This is a genomic window from Polluticoccus soli, assembly GCF_029269745.1.
Taxonomy (GTDB): Bacteria; Bacteroidota; Bacteroidia; order Chitinophagales; family Chitinophagaceae; genus Polluticoccus; species Polluticoccus soli.
Genome location: NZ_JARJHT010000001.1, coordinates 947962 through 972456 on the forward strand (window position 1 = coordinate 947962; position 24495 = coordinate 972456).

A 24495-nucleotide genomic window follows, 5' to 3' on the forward strand; every position below is an offset into this window, starting at 1 on the left:
CACCTTCCTTATTTAAAACTTCAGCAGCGTTTCAGAAATTTCCTTCGTTTTATTGTCAGGAAGCGTCTTTAAGTAGTGAGCTGTAGTGGCAGAAGTAGAGTGGCCAAACAGGTCACGTATAAACTCTATTGGCGTACCTTGTAGTTTCAGGTTTGTACCAAAGGAGTGGCGTGCAAGGTTTAAGTTCAATGGCTTTGTAAATCCAAGCTTCTTACCAATATCATTTAGTACGTGATTAATCTTCTTCTTTATCGTTTTACGGCGTAGTTCCTTCTTCGCAGAAGTGTTGAACCTGGTATCGTCCATAATCGGGAACACGTACTGCTCAGGCTCTTGTGGCTTGTTTCCCCATTCATTGATGATACGCTGCATCTCAGGGTGCAGGTAAATCTTTATCTCCTTGTTGGCAATCGTGTTCGTTCTTTTGGTCTTCTCCCTTACAATAGAAATGTACTCTCCTTGGATATTTTTATACCTCATGTACATCATATCCTTAGGATTGATACCGTTTGCAAGGTAACAGAACAGCCAGTAGTCCTTTGCCCTGCGCTCCCGCATCAGCGGGCTTTGGAACTCATACAGCGCCTTTACCTCCTCAGGATAAAGAACATTCTTAGATTTAACTGATGTACCTATTGTATATTTTCTAAAAGGATAGAACCTTTGTGGGATATAACCGTCAGTAATGGCTTTATTGAAGATGGCACGCAGACCTCGCAGGTAAATTTGAGCTGTGGCAGGTGAATTGCCGTTTGCAATCATCCAATTGTTATAGGATTTAAGAAAATCGGCATCCATCTCTTCAAAGTATAATTTAGCACGGAACTGCTTTAATGATTTTAAACCTTGTCCGTAATTCTCTGCTGTCCTGAGTCTATCCTCTTTTTTGAGATTTCTGATGTACTCTTCATACAAAAAGGTAACGTCGGTCTTGTTGTTTAGGAACAACTCAGCTTCCGACTTAAAAACGCGCTGAAATGTTTCTCTTGTTGGATTAGGCAGATGTGAGAGAACGTGCTCCGCTTTGTTGACGTATTTGTTTATTGCGCTTCGCAGCTCTTTGACTTCCAAGCTACCGCCCCGGCCGCTCATGGCTTTCTCAAATTCTTCCTTAGAGGCGTAAAGCTGTAAACCAACCTTAAATTGAACGCCTCCAATCCTGACTGCAATCTGCACCGGACATTTATCTGTTCCCTTCTTAGGATAGCGCTTGTCCCAGTGAACATGTACTGAATATATTTCTCGTTTCATTGTCTTCGAATATTATAAGCCGAAGATGCAAGAAATCGGATTGCCAGTCCCCCTGATTTGCGCTAATGTTTCGCAAGTCCAATGTTAATTCACCTTCCCAGCTTCGAAGGCATTCTAAGCGGGTCCTGATAGTGCTGAAAAATTGATAATAGCAATCGTATCTATTAGCTTTTTGCCTATCTTTACTATAGGCGAAGCTTTATTAAAGCTTGGGGGCTATATGCCCCCTTTTCATTACGTACAGTTGTTACGTTAAAAAGAGAAAAAGAATTTGAAGAGCACGCCAAAGCGTTATACCATATCATCAAGTACTATCTAATCAGTCATTTCAGAAATCTACGAAACAGTGTACGCTGACAAAAGCACTTTAGATGTAGACCCTTTGTCAATTTCAAACCATTATTCAATCTCATGGTCTCGTAACTGTCGGGAAAGCTTTGTAAAGCCAACAACAGTTCCATCGTCGTCGTGCAGAGCTGTAATAACGATACTGCCCCAAAACGTGCTTCCATCTTTACGCACACGGCGGCCAATGTGCCTGGCTCTGCCTTCACGCCTCGCAAGTTCCAAAAGCTGTTCGGGCAGCTTTTCTTGTCTATCGCCAGGGAGATAAAATATATTAAAATTCTGCCCAACTATTTCATCGGGTCTATACCCCTTTATTTCCTGTGCACCTTTGTTCCATGAAAGAATAGTCCCGTCGCTATCAAGCAAGATTATTGCGTAGTCTTGCACTTCGTCAATCATCCGACGGTGTAGAAACTCAAGTTTCTCCTTCTTGTCTAACTTCATATCGCTCTCTCTAATTAAAATTTCCATTTCAGTCCGCAAAGATACAACCAGAATATTTTAGTAATCAGTACACCTATCCATTGTATCTTTAACAATTATCCAGACTTGGCTGATGTACGGGGTCACGAACAACATAACATTTGCAAAGGCAGCCACTATTGAAACAAAAGCACCTTAAACTTAAGGGCCTTCAATACACCAAAGGTTTGGAAACAATAGGAGTAATCATTGATTTGATTATTTTCAGAATTGATGAAGAACGAAATGTGCGCTTAAATTTCAATTCAAATAATCCAATCATTTATCAAAACATTGATAACAATGAGCCTGGATTTGGAGTACTGGTTGCGATTAAACATGAACATTTAGCTTTGCGTAAGCCGGTAATATCATTCCAGCACTTGGATGAATATCTTACCGAGTGTGGGTTATAGTACATACCGAAGACAGGATTACGTTAAGTCTATGTGGCAACTGTTACCACAGCTATTAGTTCATGCGATATTCGTTCAGCTATTGACGAAAGCGCCAATTCAATAGCACCAGCATGCTGAATTTTTGACTCATTCATCAACACGATAAGACCAAGTGGTTCGCCATTGGGATGCATTAAAGGCGTTCCGATATAGCTTTCAATTTTCAAATCCTGAAGCTCTTTGTCATCCGGAAACATTTGTTGCACCCCCGAAGGGAAATAGCAACAATTACGACCCACTACATTTTCGCAAGGTGTACCATATAATGAATACGTCATGTTGTCTATAACCTTTCCCTTGGCAACCAGCGTTACTGTTTTAATTTTAGAACGGTCTTCCGGCAACTTACTCCAGTCTCTTCAGCTATTCATTTGTTCTACAATTTATTTAGTTTGATTCAATTTCTCCAGAGTTGCATTATAGGTTACACCAAAAGGTCAACTTTAAAAAACACAATTTAAAACACAATTCCTGCTGCAATTTCGTTTGCTATGGCTTCTCGTTGTTTCGGCATTTTTGCTTTGACAATGGCAAATTTGAGAGCACGGTTGACGAAGTCACATGTCATTAATAGGATGTCAACTGAAGCAACCCTTATTTTTTTATTGCTTAAATTGTGTCAATTGACACCGAGCTTCTACCTTCCTACACCTAACAATACTAACCAAACTCTATATCAAGTTTGATGTTCCAAGGCACTTTCCTATCGCACTATAACTCGCAATAAAGTTTTCCTGAGTACTGCAAATTCAAAAACTTGCACTTTTCAATCAAAAAAGACAGTTTTGACTGTTTTATTCGGGTTCATTTTTATAGATATACACAAAGGGGGCAATATTGCCCCCTTTGTTATTTTTTGAGTTAAATGCCTATCTACTTTACTCCACTTTCATAAACTTCAACGAATGGTGCTTGGCTTGCTTGTCAATCATCTTAATGAAATAAACTCCAGGCTGTAGCGCTTTCGTATTAATCTGATATTGGCCATTTGTGAACTCAATATTCTTCCTTGAGTATACTGTACGTCCAGTAATATCAACAACAGTTATCATTGTCAGTGCTTGTTTGTCGCTAACGGATTGAATAGTAAAGTTTTCGTTGGTCGGATTCGGATAGCCCTTAAAGTCTTTGGTATCCATTTCAAAGGATTGCGAGCCTTGCTTTCCTTCGGTTTCTTCATCTGCCTCGATATTTATAGCAAAGCCAACAGCACCGTATACTTCATCTCGTGCCATTGCAAACTTGGTCCCATCGCCATTGTCGACAGAATCGATACGTTCAATAATCTGGCGAATCCACACTCTCTCGTTTTCGACTGCAAAGGGGACAGCGTTCCCATTTAATTCCAGAAGAACTTTTACTGGATATTTTTGCATGGCACCTATATCAAGATTGCCCAATCGTAGCGGGTGATGTAAATCGAAATACACTGTTTTCAAACCATCCTCATAAGATGTTGCGTTTCCCTCTCTACCCCCATCGACCCATAAATCATACAAATCGCCCAGTACAAGGGAGCCCTGCAAATAATCTCCTGGATGGCCATGAAGGTATGGTTCTATGTGTTGTCCAGTAGTAACCTCAAGTGTAAAAACAGTGGGCGTATTGTTTGCATTGCCTACCACAATAACCGTTCCTTTGGGTGGTGGAGCGCCAGGCGTAAAATTTGTTACAACAAGGTTTCGTGTAACGATATTGTTGTTGTTCCAAATATTTTCTTTTACAAGTGTGTCCTCTGCAAACGTCATACCATCATTCGTTACGGTAGGCATTATAATACGGGCAAGAATACAAACCTCTATTTTCGCAGCAGTATCATAATTCTGCGGATTAGGCGGCTGCCACGCGCACTCTACCAATATCTCTTGTCCGGGATTAAGTGAAGGCAAAGGTTTAGAGCAAATGCTATCTCCAGCCTTAAGACCATTTATGAATGTATTCCCAACCCAATCATCTTCCCACGTCTCACCTGTCGAAGCTATTGTCCAATAAAACTTTGAACGAACACTGTCACCTGATGGCGAAGCAGCGCAGCCTACATTTCTCACGCGAGAGTACACATAATTGTTCACACCTTGCGTATACTCGGGATTTTGTGGTATATCAATGCTGTCCTGCAATTCACGTACCCATAAATCGGGGCTTTCCCAAATATTCCAATTCTTTGCGTTAATCTGCTCCATGTTGTTTCGCTCTTCATAGGTATCTGCGAACGCATCACGCATTACCAAATCCCATTTGTTAGCATCGTCTATTAAGTTAAACTTGATTACTTTATTCGCAACTTTTTGAATGTTAGATGCGTCGTACACAGTTAACCGATAATAGAAAACATACGGCGCGCCAAGGACACCGGGGATAGTGGCAGTAAAACTATTGTTCGTTATACCGCTGTTTGTTATCGGGGATACGTGGCATCGATTACCGTCAATAGGCTCCCATTTATAAGAGTAGGGAGGTGTACCATTCTCCAGTTCTACGGTAAGCTGAGGATTTGGCACACTCACAACGGTACCTGGCGCGCATTTAGTGCTGATTTTAATAGTTTTTATTATAAATGTTGTGGTGTTCGAATTATTGTAGCTGAAATCTTTTGCCACAGAAACTGCCGCAAACGCATCTAAGCGTCCAGTTCCAAGTCTGCCGTTATAAAGTGTCGAACCTTTATATTTCTTGTTCCATGAAACATCGTAAATGTCTTTGTTCGCTTGAGTTTTCAATATCCATTCCATTTGATATGGTGTTAGGTCTGGCTTTAATGTCCGCATTAACCCTACTGTTCCGGACACAAGCGGTGCACTAAAAGATGTACCTGTCCCCAGTTTATTATACCAGTGTTTGTTCGGGTCATTGGGGTCATAAGTTAACCCACTTAGGTCCAGACCTGGCGCACATATATCTACACGGTCATTATGATTTGCGAATGTTGTTGAATCACCTGAAAATCGCTCATGCACAAGCACTGCGTCATGAACATTAGGGTTGACTGTATCAGTATTCAACCAGCCAATATGTGTCACTGAAATGTTATGGTCAAATGACGCAGGGAAAATATAGTGTCGGGTATCTCCAGTATTTTGACCTGCTGCTGCGACCGTCAAGGTTCCGTTTTCATAAATTTCATCATACAGGCCTTGCCAAACAAAAAGTTTAATGTTTTGGCTAACAGGATACCGATACGGATAAGTTAAATGCTTTTCGGTTCCTTCATACCAGCTTGCATTAGTTATGCGTCTTCCTCTTTGCGATATCGCCAGCATCACACTATCTCCGTTTAAGCCAGAGTGAGCCTGAATATCTAATCTGCAATTAAATCCAATTGCAGGAACTCCACCATTCGTATCAGTCGCGGCGGCGGCATAACCGGCGACAGCCGTGCCATGGTCCGCCGGCGTGGTCGCCACACCAGTACCTCCATTATAGTATACCTTACCCCACAAATCAGGGTTATTCAGGTCGAAATAGTTGTCGCATATGCCGATAATAATAGTATCGTGGCCTTTTGAATGGACCCACGCGTCCCTGGCACCAATGAAATCAAGATAACCCATATCATACCCAAGAGTACTCCAGTCTCCAGGCGTGTAGCTAAGCGACTTAACTGTATCTATCCTGCCATAGCTGGGGAATAAGGTACTGTCATAGTTCCTCAAATCGGACAGTATCGCAGAGTCGTCTACCTGTATTTTATAAACGTTTCTCAGGTACTCGTACTTAGAGGTTGGAAACGCCTTATTAAAGCCTGACACGACATAGTTGCCTATAATACTATTAATATTGGGGTCGTTAAAGGTCGGAGTAACAGTACCTCCCCCTTTCGCTACGCTTGTAATGATGGAGTTGTCCGGTATTGACAAATAAAAAGTATACGGCTGGGCAAACGATTGGCTAATTGCCCCGAGCAGGAGCAATGACCACAGCAATGCGTGTTTCATATATGTAGTATTTAGTTACGGTATCAGCATCCTCACCTAAGGATAACGACAGGTTTTATAGCTTGCCTGTTTCCTGCAATTAGTCGCAAGAAATAAAAGCCTGCTGGTATATCTTGAAGGTCTATGGAACCTAAAAGCAATCTGTCATACCTTCTAATAATTCGACCATCTGCGTTTACTAATTGGACTAACTCTATTTTATCCGTCGAATTGCCTTCAATATTTATTATATCATTGGCAGGGTTTGGATAAAGGCGAAATTGACTCTCCAGTGAATTTTCAGATATATGTGACGCCCAATTACCGTTATATCTTGCAAGCACCACCTTTCGTACATTCCAAGGAGGATTAGGCGGATACTCTGCATATCCTGTAACGACAATCTTTCCGTCAGGCTGAAGAGCTACGTCTTCACTTCGGTCGTCATTTCCTGCAACAGTAGTTTTTACGATTCCATTTGTGCCAAATGTCTTATCAATTTGTCCATCGGGGTTATACCGTGCCAATGCAAATTGATTATTGCTATTTCCAGTAAGAACTATGCGTCCATCTGATTGAACTGCTATTCCTCGAGCAATGTCACCTCCACCAAGGTCAGTAATAACTTTCCCGTTCTGACCAAAGCTATTATCGAGAGAGCCATCAGCGTTAAACCTTGCCATAGCAAAATCATTGCCTGTGCCAGGTGATACGGTATATCCTGCAAGAATAATCTTGCCATCTGGAAGTAAAGTAGCGTCATTACATTTATCGTAGTTGCTGGCAAAATCAAGAACAGTAGCACCATTCACACCGAAGCCACTATCCCTACTTCCGTCATCGTTAAGCCTGAACAACACAAAATCATAGCTCGTATTAGCAGGTGGGTCAGCAGAACCTGCAACTAAAATCATGTCATTCGGTTGAACCATAACAGCATTTGCCTCATTATAAAATGTAGATGCGGAATAAGCATGTAAGACCTTTCCGCTATCATTAAAAGTATTATCAAGAGTACCGTCATTATTATAGCGGACAAGAGAAATAACAGCACCAGTTCTACCACCGAGTATTATCTTGCCGTTAGACTTTATGGAAACTGTATTACAATAGCTGTTTAGTCCACCTATATTGGTAACGACATTCCCATTATAACCAAATGAAGAATCTATCGACCCATTCCCAAGCAGACGGATAGTTATGAAATCGCTGCCATTCTGTAAGTCGTCACCTGCTATAAGAACTTTACCATCGGTTTGAATAGCAATTGCATTCCCTCGACAAAAATTAGAAATTTGGAATGTATCGTAGCCGTTGTTTGCAAAAGAATTATCCAGTGAGCCGTCGGTGTTAAACCTGGCGACGCCAATGAAACCATTTGCTACAGCTGAAACGACAATCTTCCCATCAGGTTGAAGAGCAAGTGCGGTTGCCCTGTCCTGTTCTACAATGTGCATTTGCACAATACCGTTATTGCCAAACGTACTATCTAACGTCCCAGGTTCCTGCGCACTGAGCTTGAAGGTGACAAGAAGGAATACTACAATCGATATGTTTCTCATGCACCTCATCTGTTTATTATAATTGGCTTAACGATTAATTCTTCACCAATAACCATGTGCATGAAATAATACCCCGTAGGTATATCTTGTACATCAACCTCGCTGAAATCTGACGTCGAGATTGTCTTTATAACCTTCCCATCTGTCGTTCTTATATGTATCCTTGATATAGCCTTATTTGTCTCCTTCTCCAAGTAAACAAAATTGTCGGCTGGATTAGGATAAATCCTCACTGTACCTTTCTCCAAAATTGTTTGTACAGATAACGGCGGGTAGCAATCACCGTTGTAGAATAGATTTTGATAGCCCGTCTTTTGTCCATCCTTATACGAGCAAAGTAGATATTGCCTACCTAAAAAGCCGCCATCATACTTCCATATCAGGCCCATGTTACTGCTAATACCTTCAATAAGGGTGAACGGTTCATTAATCGATTGGTATTGCTCCGCCTTACCCTTAAAATAGATATGTTTTCTGCCATTGACTACTTTCACGCTGTCAACGGTTTTCAGGGAATCGGGATAGGGGGACCCATATGATGGACCGAGATTGTAGATGTCCAAAGTATCACCAACATTTAGGTCCATTCGATAAAGCAGCTTCTCAACCGTGTCCTCCCAAGCACCAACAAAAGGTTTTGTATACCTGGCCCAGACCGAACCCGTATTTAAATCTTCACGTACAAGCCAGGGCCGCTGCATTCCTGGTGGGCTGACTATCTTTTTATATTGAGTTCCGTTTACAGATGTATCCTTTTCGACGTAAACAGAATCAATAAAATTGTATTGGCCTTGCCAATTGTATTTGAAAACCCATTTGGTTGAGTTCTGGCCGAAAATAGACTGGTAAGGCTGCGCATTACTGATTGAACTAATGAGCAACGTTAATAGTGTCAGTATTGATAACCGTAAATTAATCATTGACTTTAGTTCATCATATTACCTATCAATCAGCTATGTTCACTAAATTATCCTATCAAATCTAACTACTATATTTGTTATTCAACACCGTTAAAAACACGGTTTTAGTATCTAACCCGCTTTAAATACCTCGTAATCATCTCTCACTTATTTGAAGCTTCCTTAGGGCCAATAGTCGCACTACAACTCGCAATAAAGTCTTTCTGAGTACTGCAAATTCAAAACTTGCACTTTTTAGTAGAAAAATGCAACATTTTAAACATATGTCACTAAATGCAGTATATTCAGCACTTTAAAGCCGCAAAATATCAACAATTTGATGAGAAAATGAGGCGCATATCCGCCACTCATAATCAGAGGGTCCATGGTTCAAGTCCATGTGGGACCACAGAATAACAAAAAGCGTTGTGCACTGCATGACGCTTTTTTATTGCCCATCCGTCTTTACAGCCTTACCGTTCGCAGCCTGGGGAATTGTTGCAATTTGTTGTCTTTTAAAGAAAACTGCGGCGTATTCAGAAATGGCAAAGGAGGTTCTATACGCGGCTCGGTAACCGGCTTTTCCATTTTACCATTTGTTACCGGTACATAGATCGTTGTGGGGAGTGTTGCGGGCTGCTTTGTTGCATTTTGTTGCGTTTTGCAGGGAACTGCCGGCGGCTGACTGCCGGGTTCATTTTGCCCCTCGGGCTGTTCCGGTATCTCCACGCTTCGCGCAGCAGCCTGGTAGCTGCCATCCATACGGTTATCCATATCTATGGCCTTCAGTCTTTCTTTTATGGTGGGCACCATTACGGGGGTGCGCTGACCTTCTATATGATCGGGCGGTGGCTGCTCCATCCATTTACCTTCGGCTATCTGTGCCAGCAGCTCACGCTTGCGCTGCACGGTAAGCAGTTCTGCAATGTATTTCTCCTTCAGCACCTGCCGTGCTTCTTCCAGTATTCGCTCCTGCGCTTCTGCGATGGCTGCCGTCACTTCGGGATCTTTCATCAGCCTGTTGGCTGCCGATTCGATGGAACGGGGATTTTCAGTTTGCGGGTTGTATGCAGTTTTGTAGGCTTCGCATTTATTGCCGTGACGCAGCAGTTCGCACACAAAGGCGTGTTGATTCAAGTTCATGATGATAGTTTTTAGCCCGCTTCCAACTTGCCTGGAAATACGGGTGGTTTATAATAACAACAAAGATACAATTTTAAATTAATAACAACAAATTAAACTATGCGGGGTTAGGCGCAACGGATGTTATCAAAACAAAAAAAGCGGCAACCGGGTTGCCGCTTCTCTTTTTACAAATAGTGTTTCTAATCTTTAGCCAGTTTTATAGTTTTGCGGTGACCTTCTGATGTGGTGAGCTGTAGTATGTAGCTACCCGCTGGCAATGAACTAGTGCTGATCTCTGCGTTATCAACTGACAGCTTGCCGGTGTACACTTTGCTGCCCATTACGTTGTATAGCTCAGCCGTTGCACCTGCTGCACCGTTTATGGTCAGCTTGTTGCTTACAGGGTTTGGATAGATAGTGATCTCATCCAACACCTGTACTTCGTCTATGCCAACAGTCACACTCACTGTCTGGCACTTGGTGTCTGAGCCGCAGGGGTTGTATACGGTTACGCATACATTATAAGTACCTGTACTGGCATAGGTATGGGTTGGTGTAGCACTGGTACTGGTTCCACCATCACCAAAATCCCAGCGAAGGCTATCGTATGGCGAGGTACCATTGTAGGTAAATGCTGCTATTGCACTATTAGCCGGTGCATTGAAGGTATAGCTTGATACCGGTGTTGTACAAGTACAGTTGGCGCTGCCGTATTTGGCTATGAAGAAGTCAGATGGGCCGCCGGAGTTGTTAAGAATATTAGAAGCTACAGTTACTTGCGCTTGAAATCTTCCTCCAACATAAATATTCCCTTTGTTATCACTGGTTAATGCGGTACCTGCATCGTAATAACCAAAAGGACTACCGATAGAATCAAGCACCAGTGGATTGCCATTTTGTATATCAAAACCTGCCAGAAATGCGTCATATCCCTGGTTTTGGATATGGTTCAACGTTGTCGTCCCACCAAAAGTCAACGTGCCAGGATAATCGCCAGTCATAAATACTTTGTTGCCACTTAAGGCAATACCTACACCTCCTGTAGCGCCATTTACCGAGCCATTCTTTGCCCATGCATTAGTTCCACTTGCATTCAGCTTGACAATAACAGGCAGTGTGCTAGTAGTCATTAAAGTATTAACGACCGTATACCCGTTAAATATCGCTCCTGCTTTCGCAGAGCCCGCTGCATATATACTGCCTGAATTATCTATAGCAATGCGGCCAGCGAACGCAATAACACCTGTCCCCTCTCGTTTCCACAAAAAATTGCCTGAGTTATCAAAGGCGCCGATATAACCTGAGTTAGTAATAGGCTGACCACCCATAGATAATGTGCCGCTTTGATACCAACCAGCTAAATAAAACCGGCCGTTGTTTTTATCTCGAGCAATCCGGCTCGTAAAAAAAGATCCATTTACAAACGTATTAGCCTGCATTTGAAGAGCAGTGAAGCTTTGAAAGCCACCCAGTGCATTGTACTTTAAAATGTAAGCACCTTGTGCTGGAATCGACTGTGTACTACCGGCAATCTGGCAAGGTGGCATAATGCACAACCAATATACATTTCCAGCATTATCAACATCAAAGTCAACATTACGATATTGATTTGAATTGGTAAATTGCATTGTATCCGGCTGCGGCATTCGCAACCAACCAAAATTTCCACTGGTATCATACTGCACCAGGAACATTGTTTTTGAATAGCCTGAAGGCAGCAGCGAATCTGTATCAAAGCCAGCTGTGCCAGTATAAGGATAAATATTGCCACTAACGTATACATGACCCGCAGTATCTGCCCTTAACGAATAGGGAAAGTCATTCATTGGATCATCCGCGGGACTGCCTATCGCCTTTTTCCATCTTAATGTGCCATCACACTTAAAGCTAGATAACAGCATATCCTTATTACCAAATCCATTGTATTGTTGTCCATCAATATCTTCCGAGCCGTTCGTTTCTAACAAAGACAATATATACACGTTGCCATTTTTGTCTGTTGCCATATCCATCACTTCATCTTCCGGAGTAACGTTCATGCCTTGAGAGTTTCCCCCTCCTCTCTTCCCCCATTGCCAGCTTTGCGTAAAAGATGGAGTTGCTTGCAACAAGACTAACAGAATCAATAGCGGCGTTAATGTTCTTTTCATAGGGTGTGTATAGTTTAACAACAAAAGCGGCAAACCAGCTGCCGCTTTTGTTGGATTATGTGAGTTATTCTTTAGCCAGTTTTATTGTTTTGCGGTGGCCGTCTGTTGTGGTGAGTTGCAGTATATAGCTGCCGGCGGGTAATGGAGCCGTGCTGATCTCTGCGTTATCAGCTGACAGCTTGCCGGAGTATACTTTGCTGCCCATTACATTGTACAGTTCTGCTGTTGCACCTGCTGCACCGTTTATGGTTAGCTTGTTGCTTACAGGGTTTGGATAGATGGATATCTCACCCAACACCTGAACTTCGTCAATGCCAACGGTCACACTCACCGTCTGGCATTTGGTGTCTGAGCCGCAGGGGTTGTATACGGTTACGCATACATTGTAAGTGCCGGTGCTGGCATAAGTATGCGTAGGCGTAGCACTGGTGCTGGTACCACCATCACCAAAATCCCAGCGCAGGCTATCGTAAGGCGAAGTGCCATTGTAGGTGAAGGCTGCTATTGCACTATTAGCCGGTGCATTGAAGTTGTAGCTTGATACAGGCGCGGTGCAGGTACAGTTGGCGCTGCCGTATTTGGCGATGAAGAAGTCTGTATCTCCACCTGAGCTGTTGAGCACGTTGGTGTTGACGGTAATTTGCGCCGAAAACAAGCCGCCAACATAGAGATTACCTTTTGCATCACTTGTCAAGCAGCTAGCCATGTCTCTGTATCCAAACGGACTTCCAATCGAGTCCAGCGCAATCATAGCGCCCGATTGTGCATTGAACCTCGCCAGATAAACATCGTAGCTCTGATTAATAATGTGATTAAGCGAATCAACTCCAGGCAGAACTAATTTACCCGGATAAGAACCGTTGATCGCAACTTCGTTGTTGCCACGTAACGCAAGACCGGCGCTGAAAGATGCGCCATTAGTATTAAAATTCTTTAACCACACATTGTTGCCATTCGCATCCATTTTAACCACAAACGGGCAGCCATACATGCCAAATGGATTGGTAATTGTTGAACCATTAAAATTATCGGTGTTGACAGAAATGCCTGTTAAATACAATGCTCCTTGTACATCAATACCAATACGACTGGTAAATCCACCACCTATAGTATTCTCGCGCTTCCAAAGAAAATTGCCAGAATTGTCAAACGCTCCTATATAAGCATACTTTGTGATTGACTGGCCTCCCATAGACAAAGTACCACCATCATATTGACCCGCCAAATAAAAACGGCCATTGCTTTTATCGCGCTCCATACGGCATTTAAAATCAGAACCATGATAGAAGGCTCCCGCTTGCATTTGCAGGGCTACCACACCGAGGAAATTACCTTGTCCATCATACCTTAAAATGTAGGGCCCCAAAGCGGAGATAACCTGTGACGTACCTCCTAATAAGCATGGAGACATAACACACAACCAATAAACGTTCCCCGCATTGTCTACATCAAAATCTACCGCGCGGTATTTGCTGCGGTTTGTACGAAGCATTGTATCGGGTTGTGGCATCCGCAGCCACTGGTAGTTACCGCTGGTATCATACTGAGCTATGAACATGTTCTTCGGATATCCAACTGGCAGCGTAGTATCACTATCAAATTTTGCAGATCCCGATACATTTGCATACACGTTGCCGCTTACATAAACGTGTCCCACAGTGTCCACCCGCAATGAATAAGGGAAACCATTCATCGGATCGTCTGACTGACTACCAATCGCTTTTTTCCACCTGAATGCGCCATTGCAACTAAAACTAGACAGTAGTATATCCTTATTCCCAAAACCTGTATACTGCAGTCCATTAATATCCTCAGACCCTGAGGTTTCGATAACCGACAAAACATAGACATTTCCATTTCGGTCGGTAGCCATATCCATCACATTGTCTTCTGGTGTTGAATTAAGTCCGTTAGTGTTCCCACCTCCTCTTTTGCCCCATTGCCAGCTTTGCGCAAATGATGAAGCTGATTGCAATATGACCAATAGGATCAATAATGGCGTTAATGTTCTTTTCATAAGCGGTGTGTATAGTTTAAAAACAAAAGCGGCAAACCATAGCTGCCGCTTTTGTTGTGTTACGTTGTGTTATTCTTTAGCCAGTTTTATTGTTTTGCGGTGGCCATCTGCTGTGGTTAGCTGCAGTATGTAGCTGCCGGCTGGCAAGGATGCTGTGCTGATCTCTGCGTTATCAACTGACAGCTTGCCGGTGTACACTTTGCTGCCCATTACATTGTACAGTTCTGCTGTTGCTCCTGCTGCGCCGTTTATAGTTAGCTTGTTGCTTACAGGGTTTGGATAGATAGTGATCTCATCCAACACCTGCACTTCGTCTATGCCTACTGTTACACTCACAGTCTGGCACTTGGTGTCTGAGCCGCAGGCGTTGTATACGGTTACGCATACATTGTAAGTGCCGGTGCTGGCATAAGTATGTGTAGGTGTAGCACTGGTACTGGTTCCACCATCACCAAAATCCCAGCGCAGGCTATCGTAAGGCGATGTGCCGTTGTAGGTGAAGGCTGCTATTGCACTATTCGCTGGCGCATTGAAGGTGTAGCTTGATACCGGTGTAGTACAAGTACAGTTGGCACTGCCGTATTTGGCTATGAAGAAGTCGGTAGGGCCGCCGGAGTTGTTGAGCATCGTTGATGCTATTGTTACCTGAGCCTCGAATAGGCCACCTACATACAGGTTACCCTTAGTATCACTCGTCATACTGCTAGCTATTTCACGGTAGCCAAAAGGACTTGCAATAGAATCTAATCCAATAAGAACACCAGTTTGTGTGTTAAACCTGGCAAGGAACACATCATAGCTCTGGTTTAAAATGTGATTGAGTGAGTCTACACCGGGCAGTACCAATTTACCAGGATAAGATCCATTAATAGCGACTTCATTACTGCCGCGCAAAGCAAGTCCGCCAGCGAACGTCGCTCCATTGGTATAAAAATTTTTCAACCAGACATTATTACCGGCGGGATCTATCTTAACTACAAAAGGTAATCCGTGGCCACCAAATGGATTATTTAGAACTGTGCCATTGAAATTATCGCCATTTGCCGAATTGCCAGAAACATACAAATTGCTTTGTCCATCAATAGCGATACGGCTCGTAAAACCTCCACCGATAGTATTTTCCCGCTTCCAAAGGAAATTGCCCAAATTATCAAATGCACTGATATACCCTTGCTTTGTTATGGGTTGGCCTCCGACCGTCAACGTTCCTGATGTATATTGACCAGCCAGGTAGAAACGTCCATTGTTTTTATCTCGTGTCAAAGAACCTCGAAATTGAGATTGATAAGTTGCCTGCATTTCTACAGGCGTCACGGACGATAAATTACCAGACGCACTATATTTCAGTATGTAAATTCCCTGAGTCGGTATTGTGAGAGTGCTGCCAGCCAAAGAGCATGGATTCATAATGCACAACCAATATACATTCCCAGCGTTGTCTACTTCCATATCGATTGTGCCATACCTGTTGCTATATATCGACTGCATAGTATCCGGCTGAGGCATGCGCAGCCAGTTGTAGGCACCCGAGGTATCATATTGTACTAAGAACATCGTCTTTGCATACCCTGATGGCAGCACCGTATCGGTATCAAAACCTTTTGTTCCTGTACTCGAGAAAACATATCCAGCAACGTAGACATGGCCTAACGAGTCTGTTTTAACGCCAAATCGTTGAGTCGCTAACACATCGCCACTTGGACCTCCAATGACTTTTTTCCATCGGAACGAACCATTACAATTAAAGCTGGAAAGCAACATATCTTTTGCACCAAAACCGGCAAAAGACTGACCGTTGACATCTTCTGAGCCACTCGTTTCTACAACAGAAAGCACATATACGTTCCCATTTTTGTCCGTCGACATGTCAATTACATTATCCTCAGGATTTACGTTGAGTCCAGTTGCATTTCCTCCGCCTCTCTTTCCCCACTGCCAGCTTTGCGCAGTTGAAATATCTGCAAATAGTAATACGCAGGCTAACATGAATAATAGCGGCGTTAATGTTCTTTTCATAAGCGGTTTATAGTTTTTTAAGACAGCAAAAGCGACAATGTGGTTTGCCGCTTTTGTTGTGTATGCTGCTTTTATTCTTTTGCCAGTTTTATTGTTTTGCGGTGGCCGTCTGCTGTGGTGAGTTGCAGTATATAGCTGCCGGCTGGCAATGACGCTGTGCTGATCTCTGCGTTATCGACTGACAGCTTGCCGGAGTATACTTTGCTACCCATTACGTTGTACAGTTCTGCTGTTGCGCCGGCTGCACCGTTTATGGTTAGCTTGTTACTTACAGGGTTTGGATAAATAGTGATCTCATCCAACACCTGTACTTCGTCTATGCCAACAGTCACACTAACAGTCTGGCATTTAGTGTCTGAACCACAGGGGTTGTATACGGTTACGCATACATTGTAAGTGCCGGTGCTGGCATAAGTATGCGTAGGCGTAGCACTGGTGCTGGTACCACCATCACCAAAATCCCAGCGCAGGCTATCGTATGGCGAGGTGCCATTGTAGGTAAATGCTGCTATTGCACTATTGGCAGGTGCATTGAAGGTATAGCTTGATACCGGTGCAGTACAGGTACAGTTGGCACTGCCGTATTTGGCAATGAAGAAATCTGTAGGACCGCCAGAGTTGTTGAGAACGTTAGAATTGACAGTAAGCTGCGCTGCAAAGCTTCCACCGATGTAATAGTTACCCTTGCTATCTGCCACCAGGGCAGAAGAGTGATCATCGTATCCTGTCGGACTATCCAAAGAGTCCAATCGAAGCATAGCACCCGTTTGTGCATTAAACCGCGCCACAAAAATATCGTAGCCCGTATTAGTAGGATTCTCTAAAGAGTCCATTCCTACCCAATAAAGGCGACGGGGGTATGATCCAGAGATAGCAACTTCGTTATTGTTCTTTAGGGCTATCCCACCACAAAAGGTCGCAGCATCGGTCGCTGAACTTTTCAACCAGATATTGTTGCCGTTTGCATCCAGTTTTACAATAAAGGGGAAAGCACCTAACCCCAGAGGATTGTTGATGGCAGTTCCATTAAAATTGTCTCCGCCACGCGATTGACCTAATAGGTAAATATTGCCTTGCGCATCTATTTGCGGCCTGCCAGAAAATCCATTTGAAAGCAAAGAATTTTCTTTCTTCCAAAGAAGATTTCCTGCAGCATCAAACGCACCTACATAGCAGGAATTGACAATCTGCGTACTTATGATTAGCTGACCAGATTCGTATTGACCGGCTAAGTAAAAACGGCCATTGGAATTATCTCTCTCCAGGCGGCATTTAAAATTTGATTGCAATAGCCCGCCTGCCTGCATCTGTAATGTCGTATAACCCAAAAAGCTGCCATTAACATCATACTTTAAAACATAAGGACCTTGGCTCGGAATGCTTTGTGATGTTCCCGCAATTTGACATTTGTCCATGATACACAACCAATACACATTCCCCGCATTATCCACATCAAGATCCACTGACCTATAGCGATTACTCGTGCCCCCGGACATTGTATCGGGCTGGGGCATCCGCAGCCAGTTGAAATTTCCACTTGTGTCATACTGTACCAGGTAGCGATTCTTTTTGTAGCCAGCAGGCAGTATGGTATCTGTATCAAAACCGCTTGTGCCGCCGCTTGGATAAATATCACCGACGACATACACATGCCCTGTTGTATCAGTTCTTACAGAATGATTAAAGCCACTAAGAACTTCGCTACTTGGGCCACCAAATATTTTTTTCCAACGTAAGACGCCATTACAGTTAAAACTTGAAAGCAAAACGTCTTTTGTACCAAAACCATTTACGAATTGTCCATCGATGTCTTCGTTGCCTAAGGTTTCAACAATTGACAATATATACACATTTCCATTTCTATCGGTCGCCATATCCATCACATTGTCTTCTGGTGTTTGATTAGTTCCAGTTGCATTTCCTCCTCCTCTCTTTCCCCATTGCCAGCTTTGAGCGCTAACTAGTGATAGGTTACAGATCAAAAAGACAAAGACTAGTGCTGGCGTTAATGTTCTTTTCATAAGCGGTGTTTAAGTTTATTCTTCAATAATACGTTTCAATATCCAATTCAAAATAATAAACCATAGCGGGCCTTCGCCCGCCATGGTTTATACATTGCATCTATTTAGCTATTACCAGTTTTTGGTGCTGTATCGTCTTTCCGTCTTCTTTCATCATGACGGTATATACGCCCGGAGGCTGGTTGTCGAGGCGCAGTATATGCACACCTGTGTCGCCCTTCACGTATACACGCTCTATCAGTCTGCCCATAACATCATAGACATCTATATTGCGCTCGTGGTTGGCGTCATCGCCCGTGTAGTGATACTTTAAAGTAGTAACACCTTTCGATGGGTTCGGCATCAGCAGCAGTTGTCCAAACATATCCGGACTCTGGTCTTTCAATGACTGGTCGCCATCGCCGGCGTAGCTATGCTTGCCACCTATTATGATACCACCACAGCCCGGCAGGTTCACATGGAAGCTATCGGCACAATGCACCGTATCGCCGTCGCTGTTGATGTAGTAAGAGCTGAGTATGATCCAGGCCATGCCACCCGAGAAGCCGGGGTTAGGCGTAAATACCGGCGTAGGACTTAACCAGTTCCACATGCCCGAAGGCACATTGTAAGTAGACGGCGAGAACGTGCCCACATTGCTGGTGATCGTTACCGGTTTGGTGCCCGGGAACGGATTGTGTACTGCGAGGTACGCATTGTAGTTACATGGCTCGTTAGGGCCCTGGAAGTATTCGATGAACAGGCCAAAACCACATGGCTCGTACACTGTTATGCACTGTTCAGGGAATTCAACACTGATATCCTGGTCGCAATAATGCACTTGTCCGTCTGTACCCATATAGCTGGTAGTAAACTTGATGGTGCTCCAGCCACCGCCTACATAGGCCGGGTACGGAGTGAAGTTGAACGTGTAGTAGCCGCCACCTGGGCCGATGCTGGTAGTAGCAGGCGACAATGTACCGTAAGGAGTAGTGAAGGTGCCGTTAACGGTTACACCGCTCATGTTGTTCATGTACAGGCGTACTTTGATCTGGCACGGATCTTCGATCCATACATTATCCAGCGACATTTCCACCTCGCAAGGACCAGCACATGGCGGGAAGTCTACCTCTATAGAATCCTTACACCAAACTATCTGGCCATCGTCGGTCATTTGCTGGCTCACTATCTTTATCCAGGTAGGGCCGCCGGGGAAACCGGGGTTAGGATGGAACTCGACCTGGAAGTTTTGCGAACCCGCAGGAACGTTCATGCTGCCCGTATAGGGCGGAGGACCGTATTTGAACGTACCCCACGATGAAGACAACCATACATCCATATCGTGCGGGCCGGGGTTGTTGATCTGCACATCGAGGTCGTAACGGCATTTGCCATTGTCGTCAACCTGCTGCACATTCATTACATCCAGCTGCACATCGTCGCAGCAATCTTTGATCATTGTGAGATCGAGCACGCCCGACTCGTCGCTGCAGTAGCCGTTATCCAGCGTCAGCGTGTACTGGCCGGGGCCTGTTACCTGGTAGGGACTCACCAAACCCGTTCCTACCAACCAGGAAGCGGTGCCGCTATGTTCTTTCCACTCCCACCTGTTAAACGGTATGATTGGACCATACAGGGTGAAGGGGAAGAATTCCGCACATAGCGCCTTGCAGCCTGTAGGGAATACCCATAGGTACACTTCAGGGTCTTTGGGCACGTCGATCTCGGCGCTGGCTTCGCAACCGTTATCGGCCTGGAAGAACACTTTATATGGGCCGCCCTCGTACACCGTGATCGGGTTGCCGCTCATACCATTGCTCCAGGTATAGGTACCTGTTGTGCTGCTGGTAGCGGTTATCTCTACCTCGTAAGTAGCACAGTCGTTGATGGTAAAGCTAAGGCCCGGAGGCAAAGCCGGCATACTGATGGTAACCGGGAAATTGGCACTCGTATTGGTGCAGGTAACGCCACCATCTGTGACGCTGATCTCCAGCTTGTAGATATAGGTACCCACCGCAGCTACATAGTCATTCAGTATAGGTACGTTGCCCGAGGCGATGAGGCTGCCATTGCGGTACCATTTGTAGTCGGTCACGCCAGGACCTCCATCGCCGTTCAGCACCACCATTTCGCCACTGCAGTAGTTCTTCTCGCCATCTATGATAGCATCAGGAACGTGGATATGGTCTGCAGGTTTTGCTGGTGTTGCAGCCTTACAACCCCAATTTCCTTCTACTTCAACCCAATAACTTCCTGGATCGTATAGAGGTGAATAGGAACCAGATGTAGTTGGAGATCCAGGCAAGATGACGCCATCTTTTTTCCATGTGTAGGTAATCGGAGAAGCGGTTCCCTGATTGTCGTATGAAATGGTGAACGGATCTCCCTTGCAGAACTTTACAGGCGATATATCCAACTCACCCACCAAACCATTCGACATTATCGTCACATTCTTCGTCTCTACATCAGTACAACCATATTTATCTGTAACAGTCAACGTAACGTTGTAACCACCGCCGAGCGTCGAACTGTATACTCGTTTTGCATGTTCCATAATAACACTTGCTCCATCAAGGAAATTCCAATCACTGGTTAAAACTGATGGCGATGTTGATGGCGTGCTAGTGTTCGTAAAGGATATTGGGGTATTCACACAACCAGGATTAGGTGACGCCACGAAATTCGCTACCGGCAGTGCTGGCACCTGGATAGGTACAAAAGCCCAGCAATCAGGATAGCCCGGAGCGCTGATCTTCAGCGCCGCGTTGTAAAGTACTCCCGGTGTTACCGTAGTAGTGTACTGCGTGCTGGTACCGCTCTGCGCAGGCGTGCCTATGGTGCCTGTGTACAGGTAAAACGCGAAGTTGGTAATTGGTACTATATAGTTCGAGTTGTCGAGCAGTGTCAGGTTATAGTTGCCCGTTCCGCAGGTGAGTTTGTATTTCAGATCTGCAATAAACGGCACGGTAGTAGTGCATTTATCCTCGCGCTCGCAGAGGCCGCTGGTACCCATGTAGGTCACCTTGTAAGAGAAGTCGTAATAACCTGCCTTATCGAAAGTAAACACTTTAGGGTTGGTACCTGAAACGCTGGTTACCTGTGGAGGATATGTCCACACTGGCCCAGATACAGGGCTACCCGTATGCGAACCTGTAACCGTTACCTCACCGCAATCGCTCAGGCTGCAGGAAGCAGACACCGTAGGATTGGGTGAAATAGTGCACGGAGAACCCGGGCAGGCACTACCAAATACTACCTGGTTAGTTTGCGCTGTACATCCGTTAGGATTGGTCACAACGGCATAATAAGTACCGTTGCCCGGAGGCGCGTAACTGGTAGTTGTATTCAACGATATAGTTGGAGCTGATGCCTCATACCAATTGATACCTGTAGTAGGGCCACCAAAACCCGATTGTATCGTAGCAGTCAACGTTGTAGTATGTGTAGCCGGAGGACAAACATTAATTGGCCCTACTGGCGTGATGTTTGCTACAGGCGCAGGTTTTATCGTTATGGTATGGTTGGCCTTGGCAGGTACCGTACATCCGTTAGGATCAGTGATCTCCAGGGAAACTGTATAAGTAGTGTTGGCCTGGATCGACGAATTGTACGTATGTGTTGGCGCGGTCGTACCGGTGACAATTGAGGTGTTATCACCAAAATCCCAGGTTATGCTGGTATATGGTGAAACCGACGGTGTAAAGCCAAAGGTAACCGGCACGCCACGGCATTCTGTTGTTGGGCCGGTGATAGTTACATTGACAGTTGGTGTTACCCATACCTTCAGTGTGTCCTCGTCTGTAACACCGCATTTAGTGATCTTAACATACAGATCAACGAAGTGCGCAGTAGTTACTTTGTTCCACTGTACCGTAACATTCGGCGTGTTATTACCTGTAGCAATACTACCATCTACCGATGGATTTATGCTCCATACATATGTATCGCCCAAAGCGTAGCCAGCATTGTAGTTGGCAGTGGTATTGGCACACACAGTAGTAGGCCCAGTGATATCGGCCACCACTTTCGGTGTATACAATACTTTCTCCAGCTTAGCGGATTCGCAATACGGAGCGTCTTTCAGCTTACGCCATACCCTTATTTTATATGGGCCATTGGGGTCGGTGAAGGTAATGCTTGCAGTACCCGGATTCTGCAAAACAACGGCAGGACCGGTACCGTCTTCATATTCCCAATAGAAATTAGAACCTGGCACCGCATCAAATGCTGTGAACGTATACGGCGTACCCAGGCAAATAGTGTCCGGACCATCAATGCTGTCTACAGCCGGAGGCGTAGGCGCTACTTTAATGATCAGCGGATCGGGCGAGCAGAAGCTGCCACTCACTGTCAGGGTATAAGTACCCGGTACCGTGAAGTTGGCATTGAAGGTGCTGGTACCCGTGCCTGTCTGCAAGAAACCACCAGGACCGTTCAGTGTCCAGTCGCCGGGATTTGAAGTACCAGACAGAGTATAAGTCTGCGAAGAGTTCTCGCAAGCCTTGTTCAATCCTGATACAATAACAGGTGGTTCTACATTGATCACCAGTTCTGCGCTGCTGCCGCATTCTATCGGCATTGTTTTCTTCCAGGTTGCCTTCAGCGTATACGTACCACCAAAATTCGCCTGTACGATGTACTCGTTAGGCTGGTCGGTAGGTATCAGCGTAGCACCTGTAGATGGAGACAGTGTCCATGTGAATAATGTAGCAGGCCACTGAGGAAGTGTGTAGCGGTATTGCTTGTTGGCGCAAATGGTTGATGGACCAGTGATCTGCGTCTCTGTACCGATGATAGGCACTTTAGCTACCACCAGGCCAGGACAAGTACCCGTACAAGTGCTGGCGTCAAAGGTCACGTAACCGAAACCATCGGGAGAGGTAGGCATCGGTGCGCTATTCCATTTAATGACCACCCAGGCCTCGGAACCAGTAACACCTGAAGACACTACCGTACCATATGGCGAAGCATCCCAGATGTATGGGCCGGGACAGCTGATGCCCATATCGGACAGCTGAGTAAGATCTACCCAATACCTGTCTTTTTCGCCTTCACATACCACTATCGGGCAGTGAATAGGAATGGCTTGTACATCACTTACTTCAATGTCGTAAGTAACGGTGTCGGTACAGTTACATTCGTTTTTAACAATCAATGTTACAGGGTAGGTACCGCCACTTGTGTAAGCATGGGTAGGGTTTTGTACGGCAGAATAAGTACCGTCGCCAAAACTCCAATACCATGAAACGATAGGAGACCCTGTACCTACAGAAGAGATGTCTGTAAAATACAGGAGCTGGTTAATACATGCGCTCAAACCGGGATTAACGCTGAAATCAGCTGTGGGCCCGGGAATGATCTCAATGCATTTTGTTTTAGATCCAGAGCAACCGTAAGCGTCTGTTTCGGTAACAGTAATAGAACCATTACCTGCAGCACCCCAGTGCACTACACAGCTGCTGGACGTACCACCCGAAATGATGGTGCCGCCTGCTACTGTCCATGCAAAAGTACTGGTCGCGCCTCCGTTAGGCACTGAGTAGGTCACATAGCTGTTTTCGCACACCCTCAGGCAGGTACTGTTTCCAATACTTGTTTCCGAAGAGTCGTGCCCTTCACCAAGCGGGTTGGTGATCTGGCACCCTACTTGTGCATTCCACGTCATTTGGGGTTCGGGCGGGGGCAGTATGTATACTGTTTTGTTCCCCTGCTGCGTTGATCCTCCGTTTACGCCATTTACGGTAAGCGTAGCAAGACCGGTTCCATTCCAAACAACGGTGGCACCGCTGTTACCTGGAGACTGGATATTGCCCTGTGAAGTGACCGACCACGTGTAGGTAAAACCCGTGGTTGGAGAAATAGCATAGGCGCCGGAGCTGCCTTTACATAGTGTGTCGGGACCGGTGATGGTGATGGGTGTTTGTCCCCGCGCCAGTACGCAAAGGAAGACCATACACATCAACATGCCGAATTTCAGAAGTGTCTGCATAGATATGATTTTAGGTTTTAAAAAAAATGGTGCATCCGGCCATTATGGTCGTGTGTTATTAATGTTTTAATTGTTATAGAACTTAACAGCAAATAATTCCCGTGAACAGGAAGGAAAGTTGTTTGCAAAAGAGACGACGAAATGGCGATGTAACTATTGAAAGTTCGCCAGATGCACTCCAACGTTGGGTACCCCATAGTGTTCGAGTTTATAGACCCTCTCTTATCCCTCATATCAACATTTGAATTCCTGATTACTGAAGACAACAAAGCTCTTCTGTATCCATATTTTTTTCCCTAATCGA

General features: G+C 44.8%; 13 protein-coding genes. 1 reads left to right on the forward strand and 12 read right to left on the reverse strand.

Annotation, left to right across the window (positions count from 1 at the left end):
* Positions 1–12: 12 nt before the first annotated feature.
* Both P2W83_RS04340 and P2W83_RS04345 read right to left on the reverse strand, forming a co-directional pair.
* Positions 13–1251 (reverse strand): tyrosine-type recombinase/integrase, encoded by a 1239-nt coding sequence (locus tag P2W83_RS04340; RefSeq protein WP_276132466.1) that lies wholly within the window; start codon positions 1249–1251, stop codon positions 13–15.
* A 399-nt stretch (positions 1252–1650) separates the two neighbouring features.
* Positions 1651–2043 (reverse strand): PAS domain-containing protein, encoded by a 393-nt coding sequence (locus P2W83_RS04345; protein WP_276132467.1) that lies wholly within the window; start codon positions 2041–2043, stop codon positions 1651–1653.
* Between the two features lie 158 nt (positions 2044–2201).
* On the opposite strand from P2W83_RS04345, the gene P2W83_RS04350 reads away from it, so the two are divergent.
* A complete protein-coding gene (locus P2W83_RS04350; RefSeq protein WP_276132468.1) occupies positions 2202–2477 on the forward strand; it encodes a hypothetical protein in 276 nt (91 codons plus the stop codon).
* A gap of 29 nt (positions 2478–2506) precedes the next feature.
* Here P2W83_RS04350 and P2W83_RS04355 read toward each other — a convergent pair whose 3' ends face one another.
* From P2W83_RS04355 to P2W83_RS04400, 10 genes are all read right to left on the reverse strand, one after another.
* Positions 2507–2797: a GAF domain-containing protein gene (locus P2W83_RS04355; protein ID WP_276132469.1), complete on the reverse strand. Its 291-nt coding sequence runs from the start codon at positions 2795–2797 to the stop codon at positions 2507–2509.
* 600 nt (positions 2798–3397) lie between these two features.
* Positions 3398–6454, reverse strand: a complete 3057-nt coding sequence (locus P2W83_RS04360; protein ID WP_276132470.1) for a S8 family peptidase — start codon at positions 6452–6454, stop codon at positions 3398–3400.
* A 32-nt stretch (positions 6455–6486) separates the two neighbouring features.
* Positions 6487–7995: a T9SS type A sorting domain-containing protein gene (locus P2W83_RS04365; RefSeq protein ID WP_276132471.1), complete on the reverse strand. Its 1509-nt coding sequence runs from the start codon at positions 7993–7995 to the stop codon at positions 6487–6489.
* Positions 7996–8000: 5 nt separating this feature from the next.
* Positions 8001–8696, reverse strand: a complete 696-nt coding sequence (locus tag P2W83_RS04370; RefSeq protein ID WP_276132472.1) for a T9SS type A sorting domain-containing protein — start codon at positions 8694–8696, stop codon at positions 8001–8003.
* A gap of 663 nt (positions 8697–9359) precedes the next feature.
* Positions 9360–10037 (reverse strand): terminase small subunit, encoded by a 678-nt coding sequence (locus P2W83_RS04375; protein WP_276132473.1) that lies wholly within the window; start codon positions 10035–10037, stop codon positions 9360–9362.
* 182 nt (positions 10038–10219) lie between these two features.
* The gene (locus tag P2W83_RS04380; protein WP_276132474.1) at positions 10220–12169 is read right to left on the reverse strand and encodes a PKD domain-containing protein; all 1950 of its coding nucleotides are present in this window, start codon (positions 12167–12169) and stop codon (positions 10220–10222) included.
* A gap of 64 nt (positions 12170–12233) precedes the next feature.
* The gene (locus P2W83_RS04385; RefSeq protein WP_276132475.1) at positions 12234–14186 is read right to left on the reverse strand and encodes a PKD domain-containing protein; all 1953 of its coding nucleotides are present in this window, start codon (positions 14184–14186) and stop codon (positions 12234–12236) included.
* 69 nt (positions 14187–14255) lie between these two features.
* Positions 14256–16202 (reverse strand): PKD domain-containing protein, encoded by a 1947-nt coding sequence (locus P2W83_RS04390; protein ID WP_276132476.1) that lies wholly within the window; start codon positions 16200–16202, stop codon positions 14256–14258.
* 71 nt (positions 16203–16273) lie between these two features.
* Complete coding sequence (locus P2W83_RS04395; protein ID WP_276132477.1) at positions 16274–18223, reverse strand: PKD domain-containing protein; 1950 nt, start codon at positions 18221–18223, stop codon at positions 16274–16276.
* A 100-nt stretch (positions 18224–18323) separates the two neighbouring features.
* Positions 18324–24191 (reverse strand): PKD domain-containing protein, encoded by a 5868-nt coding sequence (locus P2W83_RS04400; protein ID WP_276132478.1) that lies wholly within the window; start codon positions 24189–24191, stop codon positions 18324–18326.
* Between the last annotated feature and the right edge of the window lie 304 nt (positions 24192–24495).

Bases quoted from the DNA above. Each gene is read 5' to 3' on its own strand.
- P2W83_RS04400 (WP_276132478.1), bottom strand. From the start codon at position 24,191: ATGCAGACACTTCTGAAATTCGGCATGTTGATGTGTATGGTCTTCCTT.
- P2W83_RS04390 (WP_276132476.1), bottom strand. From the start codon at position 16,202: ATGAAAAGAACATTAACGCCGCTATTATTCATGTTAGCCTGCGTATTA.
- P2W83_RS04345 (WP_276132467.1), bottom strand. From the start codon at position 2,043: ATGAAGTTAGACAAGAAGGAGAAACTTGAGTTTCTACACCGTCGGATG.
- P2W83_RS04360 (WP_276132470.1), bottom strand. From the start codon at position 6,454: ATGAAACACGCATTGCTGTGGTCATTGCTCCTGCTCGGGGCAATTAGC.
- P2W83_RS04365 (WP_276132471.1), bottom strand. From the start codon at position 7,995: ATGAGAAACATATCGATTGTAGTATTCCTTCTTGTCACCTTCAAGCTC.
- P2W83_RS04395 (WP_276132477.1), bottom strand. From the start codon at position 18,223: ATGAAAAGAACATTAACGCCAGCACTAGTCTTTGTCTTTTTGATCTGT.
- P2W83_RS04385 (WP_276132475.1), bottom strand. From the start codon at position 14,186: ATGAAAAGAACATTAACGCCATTATTGATCCTATTGGTCATATTGCAA.
- P2W83_RS04370 (WP_276132472.1), bottom strand. From the start codon at position 8,696: ATGCAGCGGCCCTGGCTTGTACGTGAAGATTTAAATACGGGTTCGGTC.
- P2W83_RS04380 (WP_276132474.1), bottom strand. From the start codon at position 12,169: ATGAAAAGAACATTAACGCCGCTATTGATTCTGTTAGTCTTGTTGCAA.
- P2W83_RS04375 (WP_276132473.1), bottom strand. From the start codon at position 10,037: ATGAACTTGAATCAACACGCCTTTGTGTGCGAACTGCTGCGTCACGGC.
- P2W83_RS04340 (WP_276132466.1), bottom strand. From the start codon at position 1,251: ATGAAACGAGAAATATATTCAGTACATGTTCACTGGGACAAGCGCTAT.
- P2W83_RS04355 (WP_276132469.1), bottom strand. From the start codon at position 2,797: ATGACGTATTCATTATATGGTACACCTTGCGAAAATGTAGTGGGTCGT.